General features: G+C 45.6%; 21 protein-coding genes and 1 pseudogene. 15 read left to right on the top strand and 7 right to left on the bottom strand.

The features are described 5' to 3' along the window. The first annotated feature begins 20 nt into the window (after positions 1-20). From F9802_RS07155 to F9802_RS07140, 4 genes are all read left to right on the top strand, one after another. Positions 21-701 (top strand): uracil-DNA glycosylase, encoded by a 681-nt coding sequence (locus F9802_RS07155; RefSeq protein WP_152150482.1) that lies wholly within the window; start codon positions 21-23, stop codon positions 699-701. A gap of 133 nt (positions 702-834) precedes the next feature. Further along, positions 835-1,008, top strand: coding sequence for a uracil-DNA glycosylase (locus F9802_RS07150; RefSeq protein ID WP_225435220.1), 174 nt, complete (start codon positions 835-837; stop codon positions 1,006-1,008). 24 nt (positions 1,009-1,032) lie between these two features. Further along, positions 1,033-1,314, top strand: coding sequence for a YwdI family protein (locus tag F9802_RS07145; RefSeq protein ID WP_152150481.1), 282 nt, complete (start codon positions 1,033-1,035; stop codon positions 1,312-1,314). A gap of 12 nt (positions 1,315-1,326) precedes the next feature. Next, the gene (locus F9802_RS07140; RefSeq protein WP_152150480.1) at positions 1,327-1,695 is read left to right on the top strand and encodes a DUF423 domain-containing protein; all 369 of its coding nucleotides are present in this window, start codon (positions 1,327-1,329) and stop codon (positions 1,693-1,695) included. 45 nt (positions 1,696-1,740) lie between these two features. On the opposite strand, the gene gerQ is transcribed toward F9802_RS07140, so the two are convergent. Together gerQ and hemQ are read right to left on the bottom strand one after the other, a co-directional pair. Next, entirely contained in the window at positions 1,741-2,181 is a 441-nt protein-coding gene (gene gerQ / locus F9802_RS07135; RefSeq protein WP_152150667.1) for a spore coat protein GerQ, read from the bottom strand. Between the two features lie 522 nt (positions 2,182-2,703). After that, on the bottom strand, positions 2,704-3,450 hold the full coding sequence (gene hemQ, locus F9802_RS07130; RefSeq protein WP_152150479.1) for a hydrogen peroxide-dependent heme synthase: 747 nt from the start codon (positions 3,448-3,450) through the stop codon (positions 2,704-2,706). Between the two features lie 189 nt (positions 3,451-3,639). Between hemQ and pta the strand changes: the two genes are divergently transcribed. Both pta and F9802_RS07120 read left to right on the top strand, forming a co-directional pair. Continuing rightward, on the top strand, positions 3,640-4,614 hold the full coding sequence (gene pta / locus F9802_RS07125) for a phosphate acetyltransferase (RefSeq protein ID WP_152150478.1): 975 nt from the start codon (positions 3,640-3,642) through the stop codon (positions 4,612-4,614). Between the two features lie 124 nt (positions 4,615-4,738). Continuing rightward, positions 4,739-5,578: a lipoate--protein ligase family protein gene (locus F9802_RS07120; protein ID WP_152150477.1), complete on the top strand. Its 840-nt coding sequence runs from the start codon at positions 4,739-4,741 to the stop codon at positions 5,576-5,578. A 124-nt stretch (positions 5,579-5,702) separates the two neighbouring features. On the opposite strand, the gene F9802_RS07115 is transcribed toward F9802_RS07120, so the two are convergent. Beyond that, positions 5,703-6,395 carry an RsfA family transcriptional regulator gene (locus tag F9802_RS07115; RefSeq protein WP_152150476.1) on the bottom strand — a complete coding sequence of 231 codons (693 nt, stop codon included), beginning with the start codon at positions 6,393-6,395 and terminating at the stop codon, positions 5,703-5,705. 216 nt (positions 6,396-6,611) lie between these two features. Here F9802_RS07115 and F9802_RS19920 point away from each other — a divergent pair. The 3 genes and pseudogenes from F9802_RS19920 to F9802_RS07100 form a co-directional block, all read left to right on the top strand. Then, positions 6,612-6,834 (top strand): annotated as a pseudogene (locus F9802_RS19920) (DUF1450 domain-containing protein); the annotation flags it as partial. 186 nt (positions 6,835-7,020) lie between these two features. After that, positions 7,021-8,319 carry an HD domain-containing protein gene (locus tag F9802_RS07105; RefSeq protein WP_152150475.1) on the top strand — a complete coding sequence of 433 codons (1,299 nt, stop codon included), beginning with the start codon at positions 7,021-7,023 and terminating at the stop codon, positions 8,317-8,319. A 33-nt stretch (positions 8,320-8,352) separates the two neighbouring features. Then, positions 8,353-8,856 carry a YwgA family protein gene (locus F9802_RS07100; protein ID WP_152150474.1) on the top strand — a complete coding sequence of 168 codons (504 nt, stop codon included), beginning with the start codon at positions 8,353-8,355 and terminating at the stop codon, positions 8,854-8,856. A gap of 82 nt (positions 8,857-8,938) precedes the next feature. On the opposite strand, the gene F9802_RS07095 is transcribed toward F9802_RS07100, so the two are convergent. Next, positions 8,939-9,127 (bottom strand): 2-hydroxymuconate tautomerase, encoded by a 189-nt coding sequence (locus tag F9802_RS07095; RefSeq protein WP_152150473.1) that lies wholly within the window; start codon positions 9,125-9,127, stop codon positions 8,939-8,941. A 149-nt stretch (positions 9,128-9,276) separates the two neighbouring features. Here F9802_RS07095 and F9802_RS07090 point away from each other — a divergent pair, with 149 nt between their 5' ends. Then, on the top strand, positions 9,277-9,921 hold the full coding sequence (locus F9802_RS07090; RefSeq protein WP_152150472.1) for a site-2 protease family protein: 645 nt from the start codon (positions 9,277-9,279) through the stop codon (positions 9,919-9,921). A 27-nt stretch (positions 9,922-9,948) separates the two neighbouring features. Then, positions 9,949-10,455, top strand: coding sequence for a YwhD family protein (locus F9802_RS07085; protein WP_152150471.1), 507 nt, complete (start codon positions 9,949-9,951; stop codon positions 10,453-10,455). A 178-nt stretch (positions 10,456-10,633) separates the two neighbouring features. Here the strand turns inward: F9802_RS07085 and F9802_RS07080 are convergent, their stop codons facing one another. Beyond that, positions 10,634-12,688 carry a transglycosylase domain-containing protein gene (locus tag F9802_RS07080; protein ID WP_152150470.1) on the bottom strand — a complete coding sequence of 685 codons (2,055 nt, stop codon included), beginning with the start codon at positions 12,686-12,688 and terminating at the stop codon, positions 10,634-10,636. A gap of 195 nt (positions 12,689-12,883) precedes the next feature. On the opposite strand from F9802_RS07080, the gene speE reads away from it, so the two are divergent. Together speE and speB are read left to right on the top strand one after the other, a co-directional pair. Beyond that, on the top strand, positions 12,884-13,714 hold the full coding sequence (gene speE, locus F9802_RS07075; protein ID WP_152150469.1) for a spermidine synthase: 831 nt from the start codon (positions 12,884-12,886) through the stop codon (positions 13,712-13,714). A gap of 31 nt (positions 13,715-13,745) precedes the next feature. After that, a complete protein-coding gene (speB, locus tag F9802_RS07070; RefSeq protein ID WP_152150468.1) occupies positions 13,746-14,630 on the top strand; it encodes an agmatinase in 885 nt (294 codons plus the stop codon). A 241-nt stretch (positions 14,631-14,871) separates the two neighbouring features. On the opposite strand, the gene F9802_RS07065 is transcribed toward speB, so the two are convergent. Continuing rightward, complete coding sequence (locus F9802_RS07065) at positions 14,872-15,213, bottom strand: hydrolase (protein ID WP_152150467.1); 342 nt, start codon at positions 15,211-15,213, stop codon at positions 14,872-14,874. A gap of 150 nt (positions 15,214-15,363) precedes the next feature. Between F9802_RS07065 and F9802_RS07060 the strand changes: the two genes are divergently transcribed. Together F9802_RS07060 and argS are read left to right on the top strand one after the other, a co-directional pair. Beyond that, positions 15,364-15,816 (top strand): DUF1934 domain-containing protein, encoded by a 453-nt coding sequence (locus tag F9802_RS07060; protein WP_152150466.1) that lies wholly within the window; start codon positions 15,364-15,366, stop codon positions 15,814-15,816. Positions 15,817-15,921: 105 nt separating this feature from the next. Further along, positions 15,922-17,592, top strand: coding sequence for an arginine--tRNA ligase (gene argS, locus F9802_RS07055; RefSeq protein ID WP_152150465.1), 1,671 nt, complete (start codon positions 15,922-15,924; stop codon positions 17,590-17,592). A gap of 208 nt (positions 17,593-17,800) precedes the next feature. Here the strand turns inward: argS and F9802_RS07050 are convergent, their stop codons facing one another. After that, positions 17,801-18,997 (bottom strand): phospholipase D-like domain-containing protein, encoded by a 1,197-nt coding sequence (locus F9802_RS07050; RefSeq protein WP_152150464.1) that lies wholly within the window; start codon positions 18,995-18,997, stop codon positions 17,801-17,803. Between the last annotated feature and the right edge of the window lie 135 nt (positions 18,998-19,132).

Below are 19,132 nucleotides of genomic sequence, written 5' to 3'. Positions count from 1 at the left end.
TACTAGAAAGGGTGGTTTTCATGAAAAAGCAAATATTAAAAAATGATTGGGCAGAGCTGCTGCAGCCAGAATTTGAGCAGCCTTATTATGAAGAGCTTCGGGAATTTTTGAAAAAAGAATATGAAACGAAAACGATCTATCCTGATATGGATGACATTTACAATGCGCTCCATTACACCGCCTATAAAGATGTGAAAGTTGTCATTCTCGGACAAGACCCGTATCACGGCCCCGGACAAGCGCACGGGTTAAGCTTTTCAGTTAAGCCGGATGTGCCGCTGCCGCCTTCACTAAGAAATATCTTTAAAGAACTGCACAGCGATCTTGGCTTCTCCGTGCCTGATAACGGCTATTTAGTCCAGTGGGCGGAGCAAGGGGTGCTGTTGCTTAACACCGTGCTGACGGTACGGCAGGGGGAAGCCCATTCTCACCGCGGCAAAGGCTGGGAGCGGCTGACAGACCGCATTATTTCTTTAATTAGTGAACGGGAAAAACCAGTCGTATTTATTCTTTGGGGCAAGCCTGCACAGAAAAAACTCGCGCTTATTGATGAGAAAAAGCACTGCATTATTCAATCGCCGCATCCGAGTCCGCTGTCAGCTTCAAGAGGCTTTTTTGGCAGCAAGCCGTTTTCCAAAGCGAATGACTGTCTTAAACAGTTTGGTGAACAGCCTATTGCCTGGGAAATTCGGGAAGAATAAGTTTCGACAAATTTCAATGTTTCACGTGAAACGATTTCAAAAAAAGACAGCATTCGCGATTGTCAAAAAGAATCCTTATTTCAGCTAGAGAAAATTTGGTAAAATGGAGAACATGAGGGGAGTGAGCCGGGGGATGGAAAAAGTGAATTGTTTTCAATGCAAACACTTTTTTGTCACATGGGACCAGGGGAATCCGCGCGGCTGCCGGGCGTACGGCTTTAAAGCAAAGCAGCTGCCGTCAGCAGTTGTTCTGCAGGCTTCCGGCCATTCGTGTTACAAATTTTTACCGAAGCCCAGCAAGCAGTAGCATGGGAGCGTTGACAGGAGGTGCGTGAACATAAACATTTCCCATTTATCGGTTTTGAACAAAATAGAAGAAGAAATACGGCAGGCAAAATCGGCGGAAAAAGACAGCGCGATGAAACAGCACGTCTATACGGTCCGGACACTGTGCGACATGCTGCTTGATACCCCGGACACCGGAGGAGCAGGGGCTGCTTTTGCTGAATCAATGCCGCTTCGCCAGGCAGTTCCACAGCAGCCGGTGGTAGGCCGGTCCGAGAAATTAAACACGGACGACGGAGCGAACGGTGACTCTATTTTTGATTTTTAAGGAGAAAAAAAGATGAAATTATTTATTATCCTTGGAGCAATTAATGCCTTTTTATCCGTGGCACTTGGAGCGTTTGGCGCCCACGGACTGGAAGGAAAAGTAGAACCGAAGTATTTGGAAATATGGAAAACAGGTGTGCACTATCAAATGTTCCATGCCGCTGGAATGATTTTAATCGGCATTCTCATCGGCCAAGTTCAAGAGAGCTCTTTGCTTAACTGGTCGGGTTGGATGATGCTGATCGGCACCATTGTTTTCTCCGGCAGCTTGTACGCTCTGACTTTGTCAGGAGTAAAAATACTTGGAGCTATCACGCCAATCGGCGGCGTTGCTTTTTTAGCCGGCTGGGTGCTGCTCGTGTTAGCGGCTATGAAATTTTAATGAAAAAGCTGCTCTCCATCATTACGGAGAGCAGCTTTTTTCATTTTATCTAGGTGGATAAGAAGCGAGCGATCCGCTGCCTCCACCTCCGCCAAGTGGGTAATCGTATTCAATTTCCTCGTCAAATGTCACATAGTCCAAATACACCATCGGCAACAAAATCCGCTTGCCTGTTTGCGGGTCGCTCAAGATTAAATGATCGCGTCCAGCTGCTTCAATGAGGCCTTTGAAAATTTTTGCATTCCATTCGCGGTTGTTTTCAAATGTCGCATGAACGGTGGCCACTTTTCCGCGGTTAAGCCGTAAAATATTTTCTATATAAGATTCTTCCGAAGGCAGCATGCCAGGTACGTCAATTCCGCCTCCTTGCGTGGGTGTAACGCCTGCACCTACAGGAGGCATTATTGTACCTGCAGGGGGCATCATTGTGCCAGCAGGATACGTATACGTTGGGTTTGTTTGGTAATAAATAGGCATTCTATACATATAAGGATTAGCAGATGATTGATTCACAGGAACCCTCCTTGAACTTGTTAATTTTTCAAACCGCTTGTCAATTAATATGTATGTAAAAAATTCCGTTTCATGACAAAAGAAAAAAGCCTTCTCTGTAAAAAAACAGAGAAGGCTTTTCGTTGTTGTCCAGCTGCAGCGCCTTGCTCCTCGGGGTCAAATAACCTTCCTCCAATGAAGTCAAAGAGCGACTTCTTGAAGGAAGAACATTTGCCTGTCGGAGCAGGGCAGGCGCTTCCGCTTTTCGATTGTCCAGCTGCGCCTCCTTGTGGCTCGAGGTCATATGCGCCAGTCTGACTGCATGGCTGGAAAGCGCCATTTCGTCATTCTGTCATATGCTTGTCGCCCCAGAGCAGTCGGCTCCGCTTTTCGTTGTTGTCTAGCTGCAGCGCCTTGCCCCTCGAGGTCAAATAACCTTTCTCCAATGAAGTCAAAGGGCGACTTCTTGGAGAAAGGTTATTTGCTTGTCGGGGCAGAACAGGCGCCTCCGCTTTTCTAGTTAATATGCAGCATTTGTTCGAGCTTGGAGTCATCGAGCAGGTTGCCAACGAAGAAAGCACCGAATTCGCCGTAGCGGGCACTGACTTCATCAAAACGCATTTCATAAATAAGCTTTTTGAATTGAAGCGCGTCATCAGAGAATAGCGTTACGCCCCACTCGTAATCGTCGAAGCCGACAGAGCCGGTAATGACTTGTTTCACGATGCCGGCATATTGGCGGCCAATCATGCCGTGGCTGCGCATTAACGTGCTGCGCTCTTCCATTGGGAGCATGTACCAGTTATCATTGCCTTCGCGGCGCTTGTCCATCGGATAGAAACAAACATGCTTTGCTCTCGGCAATTCTGGATAAAGGCGGGCGCGCATGTGCGGGTTCTGATACGGGTCTTCGTCTGAAGACAAATAGTTGCTCAGTTCAACAATAGACACGTAAGAGTAGCCCGGTACTGTGTACTCGGCAATTTTCAGCTTGTTGAATTCCGTTTCAAGCACATTTAGCTCTTCCATCGTCGGGCGCAAAATCATCAGCATAAAATCAGCTTTTTGGCCGACGATGCTGTAAAATGCATGACTGCCTTCTTTCGCTTCATGAGTTACGTTCAATTTAGTTAAAAATTGTTGGAATTCATGAATGGCTGTCTGGCGTTCGTCGCTCGAAAGCATTTTCCAAGTCGTCCAATCAATCACGCGAAAATCATGAAGACAATACCAGCCTTCAATCGTTTTAGCTGCTTCACTCATGTTATTCACTCCTATGTAAATGTTTTCAATTATTAATATAACACACATTGTTGGACAATCCACAAAAGTGCTTTGTCAGGAGTGTGAACATGCAAGGCGGGGGGAATGATAGATGAGCACGTTCTTAATACTTGAAATCTCGCTTAGGCGCGGTATGCTGAATATATAAAGAAGTAAGGAGGAGAAAGAATGAGCGATTTATTTGCAGCTTTAACGAATAAAATTTCAGGACAAGAGTTAAAAGTTGTTTTTCCGGAGGGGTTGGATGAGCGCGTGTTGTCGGCTGCCGGCCGGCTTGCAAAAGAAAACTTGCTGACGCCTGTTTTAATCGGCAGTGAACAAGAAATACGAGCAAAAGCGTCACAGTTGCAAGTAGACTTGGAAGGTCTGGAAATTGCCGATCCATCAAAAGACAGCCGCTTTGATGAACTTGTCCAGTCATTTGTCGAACGCCGCAGCGGCAAAGCGACGGAAGAAGAAGCGCGCCAAATTTTAATGGATGAAAATTATTTCGGCACGATGCTCGTTTATAAAGGGTATGCAGACGGGCTCGTAAGCGGAGCCGCCCACTCAACAGCTGATACTGTCCGTCCAGCTTTGCAAATTATTAAGACGAAGCAAGGCGTGAAAAAGACGTCGGGTGTGTTTATTATGGTCCGTGAAGAAGAAAAGTACGTGTTTGCTGATTGCGCGATCAACATTGCCCCCGACAGCAGCGACCTGGCGGAAATCGCCCTTGAAAGTGCTAAGACAGCGGAAATGTTTGATGTTGCTCCGCGCGTGGCAATGCTCAGCTTTTCAACGAAAGGGTCAGCCAAATCAGAGGAAACGGAAAAAGCGGCAGAAGCGGTTCACCTGGCGAAAGAACGGGCACCTGAACTAGTGATTGACGGTGAATTTCAATTTGATGCAGCCTTTGTCCCGTCAGTCGCTCAAAAGAAAGCGCCGGATTCTGTTATTCAAGGAGATGCCAATGTTTTCATTTTCCCGAGTCTTGAGGCAGGGAACATCGGCTATAAAATTGCTCAGCGGCTTGGCAACTTTGAAGCCGTCGGTCCAATTTTACAAGGGTTGAATGCACCGGTTAACGACTTATCTCGCGGCTGCAGCGAGGAAGATGTGTACAAGCTTGCTTTAATTACCGCTGCCCAGGCACTCAAATAACGGTTGAAATGAACGGATATTGTCTATAAAGTTATAATAAAACCGGCAGCGGCCGGTTTTTTTGATGAATGGCTCTGTTAGTGGATATCGTTGATCAACAGTGTTACTTAAAGGAGAACTTGTTATGAACGAAACATTACAATTGCTCAAGCAGCAAGAATGGCGTCTTATTGATCAGTCGAGTCTCGGTCCGATGTTCGGAGCGCTCCAGTCGTTTGCTGCTGATGATACATTATGTACGTCCGTGGGCGCTGGCTTCAGTCCGCCGACTGCGCGGGCGTGGGTACACCACGATACGGTCGTGCTCGGTATCCAGGATACGAAGCTTCCTTATTTAAATGAAGGCATTGACATGCTGCAGAGAGCAGGGAACAAAGTCATTGTCCGCAATTCCGGCGGGCTGGCAGTGGCGCTTGACGGCGGCGTGCTGAATTTGTCGCTTATTTTTCCCGATACTGAAAAAGGCATTGATATCGACCGCGGCTATGAGGCGATGCTTGCACTAATTCGGCAAATGTTTGCCGAATTCCCCATGGAAATTGAGGCCTATGAGATCGTTGGGTCTTATTGTCCGGGAAGCTATGACTTGAGCATAAACGGCCAAAAGTTCGCTGGCATTTCTCAGCGCCGCATCCGCCGCGGCGTCGCGGTACAAATTTACTTATGCGTGACCGGCAGCGGATCCGAGAGAGCAGCGCTCATCCGCCAATTTTACGAGACTGCCAAAAAAGCAGAAACAACAAAATGGGAGTATCCCGACATTCAGCCTGAAGTCATGGCTTCCTTATCCGATTTATTAGGCCGCGAGCTTACTATTCAAGATGTTATGATGCGCTTTTTAACCGCTCTTAATCAACATGCCGGCCGCTTGTACGCAAGCTCTCTGCAAGGAGACGAGCTTGAGCTTTACCAAGGCTACTTAGAGCGCGTAACCGAACGCAATGAAAAAGCGCTGAACCGTTGACGGCTGTAGGAAATCGTGCGGCGCACGCAAAAATCGTCAATTCCGGTGTACAAATCCCATCAATTAGTGCACAAACTCTCGCCCACACGAAATAAGCAGCCGGGAAACGAGCCCGGCTGCTTATTCATTCGGCCATTTTTTCCAGGTTGCCATTGCGATCCATTTTGAAGGCGGTGGAGTTTGGCTCTTCTTCATCAAAGAGTACGAGCTTTCTGGCGCGGTTCATGATTTTCATTAGTGTTTCATAGTCTTCCTGCATCGTGACAGAGTTTTGCTCGAGCTGGCGGACCGTTTCTTCCAATTTCGCTTTCTCTTTCGTTAATTGGTCCATTTCCTGTTTTAATCTGTCATTCTCTTGTTTTAACCGGTCGGACTGATAAGTAGAACTGGAAACGGTTTGCAAAAAGGCGATGACTTTTTCTATCGACATTTCTCCTGTGGCAGCAGGCGATGGCAGCAGCGGCGACCCTTCTGTGAGAACTTCCAAATCATTGGCGAGCGGTAAAGTCATCGCTTCTACTTCCTCAATGGACGGGGCAGGAGGCTGGTATAATAGTTTTTTCTTTCCGCCTTGTTCTTTGCCAAGCAGGCGGTTCCGCTGTTTTCGTTGTTTCTTAGCGAGCGAGAGCGCTTTTTCATATTGATGGCGGACGACTGCATTCCAGCGGAACCCACAGGCGGCGGATGTCCGGTTTAACTGATCCCCTACTTCTTCAAATGCATTCAATTGTGTACTTCCTTCGCGTACGTGGCGCAGCACAGTTTCAGCGAGCAATAGATCGTTTTCCTCCGACCATGCATCTTGTCTGTTTTTCATTTTAGTTCACTCCTTAGTTTTTAAATGTTTGATTACTGACAGGATGAGCAATAAACGTTAGATTTATACCAATATGAAAAAATAATTTTTTTCTGCTAGTTTCCCTGTTTAGCCGCCGCACCTAGTTTTAACGATGATTAGGGCGCTTGCAAACAAGACTTTTTCGATGTAAAATACCGATTAGCTTAACCTTATTTGGGAAAGGATTGTATATAGATGGCAAATGAATTTCGAGTTTGCGATGACTGCCAGGCAGTTAACTTGAAAACTCTTGTGCCAAAGCTGAAGGGAATCGATCCGGAAGCAAAAATCGACGTGGCCTGTCAATCTTACTGTGGGCCCGGTCGCAAAAAAAGCATTTACTTTTGTCAATAACCGCCCAGTTGCAGCTTTAACAGAAGAAGAACTATTGGAAAAAGTAGCGAAAGAGCTGAAGAAATAAAGACCAATCACCTGCCGACTGTTGGATAGGGTGATTTTTTGTTTCAAGTGCTATTCGACAAAGTGGTTATAGAAAATCCCCCTTTATTTCATCATATGCAAAGGAGCGGCTGTTTCTTCCTCCTATCCTCATAATTTTTCCGTTATAATAAAAGATATGAATAAGCTTGAATGGGGGTACAGAATGGAATATTCGAAGAGAAAGTTAAAAGAAGAAAAAGTGTTTAAAGACCCTGTTCACAGTTATATCCACGTCCGGGATTTAGTCATATGGGATTTAATTGGAACGAAAGAATTTCAGCGTCTGCGCCGCATCCGCCAGCTTGGAACGACGTATTTGACGTTTCATGGAGCGGAACACAGCCGCTTTAACCATTCACTTGGCGTATATGAAATTGTCCGGCGTATTGCAGACGATGTGTTTGCCGGGCGCCCGGAGTGGAATGTGGAAGACCGTTTGCTGTCTTTATGCGCTGCTCTTTTGCACGACGTGGGGCATGGGCCGTTTTCGCACTCCTTTGAAAAAGTGTTTCATCTCGATCACGAAGAATTCACAAAAGAAATTATTCTCGGAGAAACGGAAGTGAATGCCGTTTTATCAAGAGTGGACAAAGGCTTTCCGAAACAAGTGGCAGAAGTGATCGGCAAAACGCATGAAAATAAGCTTGTGGTCAGCTTGATTTCGAGCCAGATAGATGCCGACCGCATGGATTATTTGCAGCGCGACGCTTATTTTACCGGAGTCAGCTACGGGCACTTCGATATGGAGCGCATCTTGCGGGTCATGCGCCCGCGTGAGGACCAGGTCGTGTTTAAGCAAAGCGGGATGCATGCTGTGGAAGACTATATCATGAGCCGTTACCAAATGTACTGGCAAGTGTATTTTCATCCGGTAACGCGGAGTGCAGAAGTGCTGCTGTCAAAAATTTTGCACCGCGCCAAGGAACTCGGCCGCCAAAACTATGCGTTTACATATGAGCCGCTGCATTTTTATTCTATCTTTAAAGAAGAGTTCACTCTTGAAGACTATTTAAAACTCGATGAAGCGGTCATGCTTTATTACTTTCAAGTTTGGCAGGAAGAAAAAGACCCGATTTTAAGAGATCTATGCCACCGGTTTGTGAATCGGAATTTGTTTAAATACGTAGAGTTCGACCCCGCGAAAGAATACCGTAAACACAGTGAACTAGAAGCGCTGTTTAAAAAAGCGGGAATCGATCCGGAATATTATCTCGTATTCGATTCTTCTTCAGATCTTCCATATGATTTTTATCGTCCGGGAGAAGAAGAAGAGCGGCTGCCGATTTATTTGTTGATGAAAACAGAAGAACTGCGTGAGTTGTCGCGTGAGTCGGACATTGTCGATGCGATTTCAGGAAAAAGACGGACAGACCATAAGTTGTATTTTCCTGCCGATTTGTTGAATGATGAATCATCCAAGCGCAACATTAAGCGGCAGATCAGAGCCATTTTAGAAATTTAACGCCGGGAATGAAACAGTGGGAGTTGAGTAAAGTTGTTAAAAGAGCATGCAAAACTAATGGGGGCCTTTGCGGCCTGTGGAGAAATCACCGGGCGGAAAAAGCTGCAGAAAATGATTTATATTGCAAAAAAAATTTCCTTTCCCTTCCAGGAGAAGTTTGAGTTTCATTTTTACGGCCCGTATTCCGAAGAGTTGACGCTGCGCGTGGAAGAGCTGTGCAACATGGGATTTATCGATGAAATCCGCGAGAAAAAGGGCGGGTATTACCAATACCGCTACACGCTCACTGAAGAAGGAGAGGCGTTCCTCAAGCATGCAGAAGTAGACATGCCGCAATTGAAGGAAACCGTTACAAAAATGAACAGCCAAAGCGCCCGCTTCCTTGAGCTCGTATCGACGGTTCTTTATTTTGATTCACTCGCACGGGAAGAAGTGGCGGAAAAAATCTTCACCTTAAAAAGAAAACAACGCTATACGGAAGAAGAAATTAACGAAGCGTATGCTTATATTGAACAGTTGAAAAAACAGATAAATTAAAAAAGCCCGCCCGGAGGCGAGCTCGATGCTTGTCACCACCCGAACTTTGTCGAAAACGGCAAAATCAGGGGGCGGCAAACACTTACTCTTCGTCGCTCAGGCGTTTGCCTGCGACAGCATAGTGATTTTTTGACATTTCTTCAATGAAGACAACGACTTTGTCAATAGAAGCGCCAGTCGTTTCTGTAACAGCGGCTGTTACTTTTTCTACGAGCGCCTTTTTCTGTTCTTCCGTGCGGCCTTCTATCATTTTTACAGTTACGTAAGGCATATTCTTGGCTCCTTTCGATATCATTCAATTATGGTACACATAAATTGTATGCTTTTTAGAGGGGACAGGCAATATGACGGAGAAAAGAATAATGTAGAAATGTTTTAGACAAAGAGGCTATTCAAAAAGATTATAAAGGAGTTTATCACTTGGATCGTTTTTTAGCTTTTTCAATGCAAGAATTGCCGTTTGTCGTTATTACGCTCATTGTAGCGTTCACGTTTCATGAATTTGCCCATGCATACGTTGCCTATAAATTCGGAGATGATACTGCAAAGGACCAGGGGCGGCTGACGCTTAATCCCGTTCATCACTTGGATCCGATCGGTACAATCTTAATTTTAATCGCCGGCTTCGGCTGGGCGCGTCCGGTACCGGTGAACCGCAGAAATTTTCAAAACCCCCGTCTCGCCGGGATATTAGTCTCGCTTGCCGGACCGCTCAGCAACTTTTTAATTGCAGCGATTGCTTACGGGATTTTGTTTTTTTTCGTAGGCGCCGGGATGCCGCCGTTTTTTATTGATTTGCTGAATATGATGGTGTGGCTGAATGTTGTTTTATTTGTGTTTAATTTGCTGCCGCTGCCGCCGCTTGATGGCTACCGGATCATAGAGGATTTGGCACCGCCCGCTGTCAGGGTGAAATTGACGAAGTATGAGCAGTATGGAACGCTGATTTTTCTAATTATTGTCATTACACCGTTATACCAATACACGATACAGCCGATTTTCAGCATTGTTTTACCTTCTGTTATCCAAGGATTTAACACTATCTTTATGACACTGTTCGGCTGATGGCAGCTGGAGGAAGGAGAATCTCTCATGGAAAAAAAGAAAAAGGTTGGCTTTAATATTATTAAAAATGATCCGACAGACGGCCATAAAGGCTTCGGAAAAGGTGCGCTTTCTCTCGAAAACGTGTCGCCTGTATTTATTGATGTAGAAGAAGGGGAAGCTTTCATTGATGTCGGTGCGATGCATGCCCGCTCAGTGGTCGAAAAGGGTATTAAATTTCTTCCGAACAAAGAAGAAGTACCAGAAGGCGCTAAGCCGTTTTGGCTCGTTTGGGTGAGTGTGGACCGTGGAGAAAACGGGCCTTTCTATGCGGGAGTAACCGCGTGCGAAATGACGGTGAACCGCGAAAAGCGCCGCGGCTATAAGTCGCTGCCTGAGCACGTGAACCGCATGGATAAATCATTGAAGAGCCACATCATTGTCGAGCATATGGATGCTCCTTCTAAGAAAGTGCTGAAAGACTTTTTACAAGGGCACAATGCAGATATGTGGGAACAGTCTTCACTGCAATTAAAAGAAGGACTGGCGGAATAATTATCCTTTTATTCCCTTTTTGGTGAACAATGTTTGAACGTTTTTTGAAAATGATGTTCACATCTTGCCCCGCAATCAGAAAGAAAGTACACTTGAAGTAATGCATAAACTGCATAAGCTAGGACAAGAAAAACCCCTGGGCCGCACACCCGGGGGTTTTTCCTTGCACTTTTCTTGTCTAAAAAAGAGGGAATAGCCGTTCAAGCCAGCTCTCCTCTTTTTTCTTATCGTTCGATTTTTTCTTTTTCGGTAAATGGTCGGTACAATATTCCTCCGGCTCCGTTCCTTTCACAAAGTACATCTTTCTTGTCACCGGACAATGGCTGCTCGCTATTTTTCCGTTTTCAGGATTGATGTCAACGGCGGTGACACCTTTCGGCTTCGGAAAATTTTTCACCGGTTTGCCATTATGCGCGTCTTCCATAAAATTAAGCCAAATCTTTTTCGGATACCTTTTATCATCTGACTTCGTAACTTCCTTCCCGTTATCATATCCCGTCCATACTCCGGCAGCAAGCTGGGGAGTAAAGCCGATCATCCAATAGTCGTAAGCGGTGGAACCGGATTTGCCGGCGTAAGGCCGCGTCATTTTCGGAGCGAGTGAGGCGCCTGTGACATTCGCATAACTGCTTAAGTTTTTATCGAACATACCTGTCATCATATGAGTGAGTACAGCGGTTTGTTTTTTATCAAGGCGCTGTTCGCTTTCGGATTTATGTTCATAAATCACTTTTCCGCTTGCATCTTCCACCCGCTTAATGAAAACAGGTTCCTCATATTTTCCGCCGTTGGCCATTGTCGCATAGGCGTTGACCATCTCCAGCACGCGGACACCTGATGTGCCGAGTGCGAGCGAAGGCAGCGGCTTTAATGGAGTGGAAATGCCAAAACGCTCTGCTGTTTCAACGAGCGTTTCGGGCTTTAAAAATAAGTGCGTTTTAACGGCGTAAATGTTGTCAGAAACAGCGAGCGCCTGTTCCATCGTCACGTCCTTGTCCGCATAGCGGTGATTGAAGTTGCTTGGTTTATACACTTTCCGGCCGTTATCGTACAGGAAAGATGATTTTTCGCTTTTTAGCTGGGTAGCCGGTGTATAGCCATTTTCAAGCGCCGCATAATATAAGAACGGCTTAAAGGTCGATCCCGGCTGGCGAATGGCCTGGACCGCCCGATTATAGGAGCTGTCTGAAAAGTCTTTTCCGCCGACGAGAGCGGTCACATAATGCGTTTTAGGTGAAATGGAAACGAAAGCCGGCTGAATATCGGAATCTGCAGCGATCACCTTTTTAATCGTCTGTTCAGCGATTTGCTGATGCTCCCTGTTTAACGTTGTGTAAACGCGCAAGCCGCCGAGCGCAATCGTTTGTTCGTCGATGCCGAGCTTGTCAGCGAGTACTTGCTGGACCGCACTGCGAAAGTAAGGAGCGGTTTTCACATCTGTATGCAAGTGCTCGCCGGTAATGCGGACTTTTTCAGCACTTGCCCGCTTGCTTTGCGTCGCCGTAATCACTCCGCTTTTTTCCATTTCCCGCAAAATAATGTGCTGCCGCTCTTTCGCGTTAGCGAGCGAGGCGATCGGTGAATAAATCGACGGTCCTTTCGGAATGCCGGCGAGCATGCTCGCTTCAGCCAGGGTCAGCCGTTCCGCGCTTTTCCCAAAATAAAACTGGCTCGCTGCTTCAATGCCATAGGCACCGTGGCCATAATAAATCGTATTTAAATAACCTTCCAAAATTTGATCCTTGGAATAATTCATCTCGATCCGTATGGTGTACATTGCTTCAGATAATTTGCGTTTCCACGTTTTATCGTGGGAAAGATAAAGGTTGCGGGCGTATTGCTGGGTGATCGTGCTTGCCCCTTGCACTTTCGCCATTGCTTTAATATCAGCGACAGCGGCACCAGCCATCCGTTTAAAATCAAAACCGTGGTGGTTAAAAAATTTTTTATCCTCCACAGCAAGAGTGGCTTGAAGTAAATAAGGAGATACTTGATCAAGATTGACCCAGTACCTTTTCTCACCCGTATGACTTTCGCCGATCACTTGTCCGTCGGCAGCAAAATAAAGGGTAGACTGCGGCACGGCCACTTCCGGCTCGCCTAATAGCTTCATGTACAAAAATCCAGCTCCCAAAAGCAGCATAAGGGCAGCTAAGCCAAAGAATCCAAGAAACAAGCCTGCGCGTATCCATTTAACTGTTTTACGATAGCCTGACAGGGTAATGACTGTCATATAAGGTTACCTGCCTTAAAAAGAATAATTACAATCAGTATGAAAAAATTTCCTCGTTTTTAAACATAAGAAGAGAAAATTTTCACGTGAAGGGACAAGAACAGGAAAAAATAACTTGAATTTTTGCAGGATTCTACTATACTTTTTTCAGTGCAAATGGAATGCAGCCTCTTAACAAGAAAGGAAGAGATACAAATGGGTGGACTTTGGTATACAGAAAAGCAGACAGATAACTTTGGCATTACGATGAAAATTAAACGGACGCTTCATACAGAACAAACAGATTTTCAATATCTTGAAATGGCTGAAACAGAAGAATGGGGCAACATGCTGTTTTTAGACGGCATGGTCATGACATCGCAAAAAGATGAATTTGTTTATCATGAAATGGTCGCCCATGTGCCGTTATTCACTCATCCAAACCCGGAAAATGTGCTTGTTGTCGGCGGCGGCGACGGCGGGGTTATTCGCGAAGTGCTGAAGCATCCGGAAGTGAAAAAAGCGACACTCGTCGATATTGACGGCAAAGTGATCGAGTTTTCAAAAAAATATTTGCCGGAAATTGCGGGCGATCTGGACAATGAGCGCGTCGACGTGCAAGTGGACGACGGCTTTATGCACATCGCTAATAGTGAAAATGAGTATGATGTCATCATGGTGGATTCGACAGAGCCAGTAGGCCCTGCCGCGAACTTGTTTACGAAAGGTTTTTATGCCGGCATCGCCAAAGCGCTGAAAGACGACGGCATTTTCGTGGCGCAGACGGACAACCCGTGGTTCAAAGCGGATTTAATTCGTGAAGTGCAGCGCGATGTGAAAGAAATCTTCCCGATTACACGTTTGTACACGGCCAACATTCCGACGTATCCGAGCGGCTTATGGACGTTCACAATCGGTTCGAAAAAATACGATCCGCTTGACGTCAGCGAAGATCACTTCCATGATATTGACACGAAATACTATACGAAAGAGCTGCACAAAGCGGCCTTTGTATTGCCTAAATTCGTAAAAGACATGACAGAGTAATTTGTTATTTTGACAAAGAGGTGGGAAAGTTATGCGTTTTGATGAAGCTTATTCAGGCAATATCTTTATTGGTGCCCAGCAGGAATATGAAAATAGCGAGGTCGTCCTGTACGGCATGCCGATGGACTGGACAGTCAGCTACCGGCCGGGTTCCCGTTTCGGTCCCGGACGCATTCGCGAAGTGTCGATCGGTCTTGAAGAATACAGCCCGTATTTAGACCGCGAACTCGAAGAAATCAATTATTTTGATGCCGGTGATATTCCGCTGCCGTTCGGCAACGCAGCGAAAAGTCTTAATTTAATTGAAGACTATATCGACGGCTTGCTTGCGGATGGAAAATTCCCGCTCGGCATGGGCGGTGAGCATCTCGTCTCATGGCCCGTAATGAAAGCAGTCGCGAAAAAACATCCCGATTTGGCGATCATTCATATGGATGCCCATACTGATCTGCGCACAGAGTATGAAGGCGAACCGCTTTCCCACTCTACGCCGATCCGCAAAATTGCCGAACTGATCGGCCCGTCGAATGTTTACTCATTTGGTATCCGTTCCGGCATGAAAGAAGAGTTCCAGTGGGCGAAAGAAAACGGCATGCACATTTCCAAGTTCGAAGTGCTGGAGCCATTAAAAGAAATTTTACCGACACTCGCCGGCCGTCCCGTGTACGTTACAATCGACATTGATGTTCTTGACCCGGCGCACGCTCCCGGCACAGGCACGGTCGACTGCGGCGGCATCACATCAAAAGAACTGCTCGCTTCGATCCACGCCATCGCCCGTTCCGAAGTTAACGTCGTTGGCGGCGACCTAGTCGAAGTCGCTCCAATCTACGATTCATCTGAACAAACAGCAAACACAGCCTCCAAGCTCATTCGCGAAATGCTGCTTGGCTGGGGTTTAGTCAATAAAAAGTAATGAAAAACTCTCCTGGATGCTTCCGGGGGAGTTTTTCGTGAACAAAGTCGTTGGGATAGTGAATAAAGCTTGGAAATCGTGAACAAGCTGTTTGAAATGATGAACAACGAGCAGCGTTGCGTAAGCAAACTAACTAAAGTGTCATATTCACCTTAGAACTAACAACCGTCTCAAGACTAAAAAGCCAGACACTTCCATCTTCAAAGGAGATGCCTGGCCCTTATAAGAGGGCATGTTCTTTTTAAAAATCTTTTTTCTCATTCAGCCGGTATTTATCTAAAATACCCATTCCATCAATGTGGCTCCTTGCTTCCTCATCGCCAAATTTATAAATTAAGCCATAAATCGCAATAAGCGCGCGGTCGTAATGATCGTTTTTCTCTTTATAAGAATAGTCGAGGTAGGGAACATGGGCGCGGACAAAGGTGTCAATTTCAGCGGAATATTCCTCATTAAATACTTTTCTTATAAAAGCTACTTCCTGGTCGGTTGCTTCTATTCTAAAATTGCCTTCTCCTTCGGCCGTTGGTAAAATTTCCTTACTAGCCGGATCTACATAATACGTTCTTTTTGTGTTTTCCATCCTAACAGCTCCAATCCCTTTTTCTATTGATGTACCACAAGTACCTGCTCTTTAACCCTGAATGTGGTTGAAATTTAAAGGATGTCCATTGCAATTTTAAACAAACATTTTTATACTTAATAAGTTATAAGAAAGAAAATTTAAAAGGATGTGAACAGCTTGGCCCAAAATCCGCAAGCACATATTCCTGTCAGTATTCAATTAACGACGAGCATTGAGCATGAAGGGGAAAAAGAAAATTTCGAACTAATGCTGTCCGGTGAATTTTATGAAAAAAATAGTTCATTCTTTCTTAAGTATGACGAAGTCCAGGAAGAGGGCACTGTTCAAACGATCGTGAAGTTTTCTGAAAAAGGTGCCGTTATTTTACGCAGCGGTGCAGTGAATATGAGACTCCCATTTCACATGCAGGAACAACTGAATGGCTCATATACAAGTCCTCACGGCACACTGGCCATGACAACACAAACACAAAAGCTGTTTTACAACCATACATACAACGAATCAACACTCGAAGGAACATTCCAGCTTGACTATCAACTGCTCATGCAGGGAGCACCAGTCGGCAATTACACACTGGAGATCATATTCAAATCAATATAAACGTATTTAAAGGAGTCGCTCCCCGTTGCTTTACAGCATTAACGTAATGGGGGACAGACCCCCGCTGCTTTACAGCGTTAAAGAATGATAAGGAGGTAGTAATAGATGAATATAGCAGAGAAGGTACAGGAGGAGTTAAAGGCGGAGGTGAAGGCGGCGGTTTTGAAGGCTGGCCTGGCGCAGGTGGAGGAGATTCCGGCTGTGGTTTTGGAGACGCCGAAGGAGAAGGCACACGGGGACTATTCAACGAATATGGCGATGCAGCTGGCCCGTATTGCGAAGAAAGCACCTCGCGCGATTGCGGAGGAGATGATTGCTCATTTTGACTCATCGAAGGCATCCATTGATAAAATCGAAATTGCCGGTCCCGGATTTATTAACTTTTATATGAATAACGCCTACTTAACTGATTTAATTCCAGTCGTGCTAAAAGAAGGCGAAGATTACGGAAACACTAATGCCGGCAACAATGAAAAGGTTCAAGTCGAGTTTGTTTCCGCCAACCCGACAGGTGATTTGCACCTCGGACATGCCCGCGGCGCTGCAGTCGGCGATTCACTGTGCAACGTGCTCGAAAAAGCTGGCTACGATGTCACGAGAGAGTATTACATTAACGATGCCGGTAACCAAATTCACAACCTTGCCTTATCCGTTGAAGCCCGCTATTTCCAGGCACTCGGTCAAGACAAAGAAATGCCGGAAGACGGCTATCAAGGCCAAGATATCATCGGTATCGGGCAAAAATTAGCGGACGAATTCGATCGTAAATTTGTTGACATGTCAGAAAAAGAACGATACGAGGCGTTTAGAGAATACGGCTTAAAGTATGAAATGGCTAAGCTGAAGAAAGACCTGGAAAACTTCCGCGTCCACTTTGATGTTTGGTATTCAGAAACGTCTCTTTATACAAATGGAAAAATTGATGAAGCACTTGCTGCTTTGCGTGAAAATGGCCATATTTACGAAGAAGACGGCGCCGTTTGGTTCCGCTCGACAGCATTCGGGGACGACAAAGACCGTGTGCTTATCAAAAATGACGGCACATATACGTATTTAACACCTGACCTCGCTTACCATAAAGATAAATTTGAACGCGGCCATGAAAAAGTCATCAACATTTGGGGCGCTGACCATCACGGCTACATTCCGCGAATGAAAGCAGCAGTGGAAGCACTTGGATACAACCCGAATAATCTCGAAGTCGAAGTGATTCAGCTTGTCCACTTGTATAAAAATGGCGAGAAGATGAAAATGAGCAAACGGACCGGAAAAGCGGTGACAATGCGTGAGCTCGTTGAAGAAGTGGGCCTCGATGCCGTGCGTTATTTCTTCGCGATGAGAAGTGGAGACACGCACATGGACTTCGATCTTGACCTTGCTGTTTCTGAGTCTAATGAAAATCCTGTGTATTATGCACAATACGCGCATGCCCGCATCAGCAGCATTTTGCGCCAAGGAGAAGAGCAAGGCATTACGATCAACAACGAAGCTGATTTATTGCTGCTTGAAGCGGAGAAGGAAATCGAATTGCTGAAAAAAGTCGGCGACTTCCCGATAGTCGTAGCTGAAGCTGCTGAAAAGCGCATTCCGCACCGCATCGCTAATTACACGCAAGAGCTTTCCGCTGCCTTTCACAGTTTCTACAACGCGGAAAAAGTACTTGATGCAAGTAATCAAGCTTTATCAGAAGCACGCTTATCTTTAATTAAAGCTGTACAAATCACACTTAAAAACGCCTTGAAACTGATCGGCGTGTCCGCACCAGAAAAAATGTAAACGAAAAGCTTGCGCCGAAACGATCAAGTTTCGGCGCAAGCTTTTTTATAAGAAAAGCGCAGAGCGCCTGCTTATCGGCGACAAGCTTAAGACAAGGGCTGGCAGAAGGCGTTCTTTGCCTTCCGAAGCGATTGGCTTAAGACCTCGAGCCGGTGGCGTTCCGAGCTAAACAGTTATCTAACTCGAAAAATTTATACTTTCCTATCCTTTACAAAAACCCTCGCAGCAAATGAGCGGTTTTTTCTTTTGCCTTTTCGACAAAAGCCGGATGATGCAAGTCTTCGAACGTAACCGGCCTGCTGTTGGAGAGGTCTTTTTCGAGGACCGGCCGAATTCGGTCGATAAATGCGGGACTGTGGATAAAGCAATTGCATTCAAAATTGAGCAGCTGACTTCTGGCATCAAAATTAGCCGTGCCGATGTCGCATACTTCATCATCAAAAATCACAATTTTTGCATGATAAAACCCTTCCATAAATGACTGTACGCGGGCGTTTGGAAAAAGGAGCAGCCGGCGTAAAAAAGGATAGGAAGCTTCCTGCACGAGTGGGTGATCTTTTTGTTTGGGCAGGAGGACTGTCACTCTGACGCCGCGTGCTAAAGCATCTAAAAGCTGATCAAATACGGGCTTTGTCGGAATAAAATATGGTGTGCCGATAAAAATGGACGAACGAACCTTGCTGATCATGTCTACGAGCTTCTTCTCAAGCTCCCCGTTTCCGGAAGGGTAAATGACATGCTCTGTACCCTCCCTATTAGCAGCAGTTTGAGTTCCAGCAGGCTGTAGTACCGGCCGCCCTTCCTGATTCCAGTCAGCAAGAAACTCCGCTTCTAAATCAGCCGCTGCCCCGCCGCAGAAGCGCAGATGGTAATCCCGCCAAGGGGAAAGCAGCCGATTTTTGCTTTTATTTATATATTCACGACCAACATTGAAGCCGCCGAGATAGCCGATCGTTCCGTCAATCGCCGTGATCTTCCGATGGTTGCGCTGCTGGAGAGAGAAAAAGAAAAAGGGCAGCCGCGGTTTACCGAAAAAATCGACGCGTACACCGGCTCGTTTTAGGTCATCAACGTGCTGTTTATTTACTTTCCGGCTGCCTTGCCAATCCATAAGTAAATAAACATCTATGCCGCTTTCCGCTTTCTCTTTAAGCAAATGAAAAAAATCCTGGCAAACTTTATCGCCTTTAATAATATAAAAAAGGCAGTAAACGCGCTCGCGGGCTTCTTTTATATCTGAAAACAGCTGCCTAAAGAAATCAGGACCGCTGCAGAAAAAGTCAATCTCGCCTTTCCTTTTTGGATAAATTCGTTCGGAAGACAGTGTCTTTGCTTTTTTCCGGCCAAAATAAATATCAAGTGAAAGCCATAAAATAAAAAAAATAAGCCAGAAAAAAATCCACATATACCGTTTTCCTCCTTAAAAAATCAGTATTGTTCCTAGGCTTCCCCAAAAGAAGAAAAGCCTTTCATGGTAAACATTTAAAAAATATTTAAAATACCGGTTGACTGAATGCTCATTCATAATATAATAAAGATA

The sequence above is a fragment of the Bacillus aerolatus genome (assembly GCF_009183655.1).
Classification (GTDB): domain Bacteria; phylum Bacillota; class Bacilli; order Bacillales; family Domibacillaceae; genus Pseudobacillus; species Pseudobacillus aerolatus.
This window is presented reverse-complemented; position numbering and strand designations above follow the sequence as displayed.

Coding starts and splice junctions, on each gene's coding strand:
- F9802_RS07105 (WP_152150475.1), top strand. CDS start 7,021: ATGGAATATTCGAAGAGAAAGTTAAAAGAAGAAAAAGTGTTTAAAGAC.
- F9802_RS07050 (WP_152150464.1), bottom strand. CDS start 18,997: ATGTGGATTTTTTTCTGGCTTATTTTTTTTATTTTATGGCTTTCACTT.
- F9802_RS07150 (WP_225435220.1), top strand. CDS start 835: ATGGAAAAAGTGAATTGTTTTCAATGCAAACACTTTTTTGTCACATGG.
- F9802_RS07095 (WP_152150473.1), bottom strand. CDS start 9,127: ATGCCTTACGTAACTGTAAAAATGATAGAAGGCCGCACGGAAGAACAG.
- gerQ (WP_152150667.1), bottom strand. CDS start 2,181: ATGTATAGAATGCCTATTTATTACCAAACAAACCCAACGTATACGTAT.
- F9802_RS07065 (WP_152150467.1), bottom strand. CDS start 15,213: ATGGAAAACACAAAAAGAACGTATTATGTAGATCCGGCTAGTAAGGAA.
- speB (WP_152150468.1), top strand. CDS start 13,746: ATGCGTTTTGATGAAGCTTATTCAGGCAATATCTTTATTGGTGCCCAG.
- pta (WP_152150478.1), top strand. CDS start 3,640: ATGAGCGATTTATTTGCAGCTTTAACGAATAAAATTTCAGGACAAGAG.
- F9802_RS07155 (WP_152150482.1), top strand. CDS start 21: ATGAAAAAGCAAATATTAAAAAATGATTGGGCAGAGCTGCTGCAGCCA.
- argS (WP_152150465.1), top strand. CDS start 15,922: ATGAATATAGCAGAGAAGGTACAGGAGGAGTTAAAGGCGGAGGTGAAG.
- F9802_RS07115 (WP_152150476.1), bottom strand. CDS start 6,395: ATGAAAAACAGACAAGATGCATGGTCGGAGGAAAACGATCTATTGCTC.
- F9802_RS07080 (WP_152150470.1), bottom strand. CDS start 12,688: ATGACAGTCATTACCCTGTCAGGCTATCGTAAAACAGTTAAATGGATA.
- speE (WP_152150469.1), top strand. CDS start 12,884: ATGGGTGGACTTTGGTATACAGAAAAGCAGACAGATAACTTTGGCATT.
- hemQ (WP_152150479.1), bottom strand. CDS start 3,450: ATGAGTGAAGCAGCTAAAACGATTGAAGGCTGGTATTGTCTTCATGAT.
- F9802_RS07140 (WP_152150480.1), top strand. CDS start 1,327: ATGAAATTATTTATTATCCTTGGAGCAATTAATGCCTTTTTATCCGTG.
- F9802_RS07085 (WP_152150471.1), top strand. CDS start 9,949: ATGGAAAAAAAGAAAAAGGTTGGCTTTAATATTATTAAAAATGATCCG.
- F9802_RS07120 (WP_152150477.1), top strand. CDS start 4,739: ATGAACGAAACATTACAATTGCTCAAGCAGCAAGAATGGCGTCTTATT.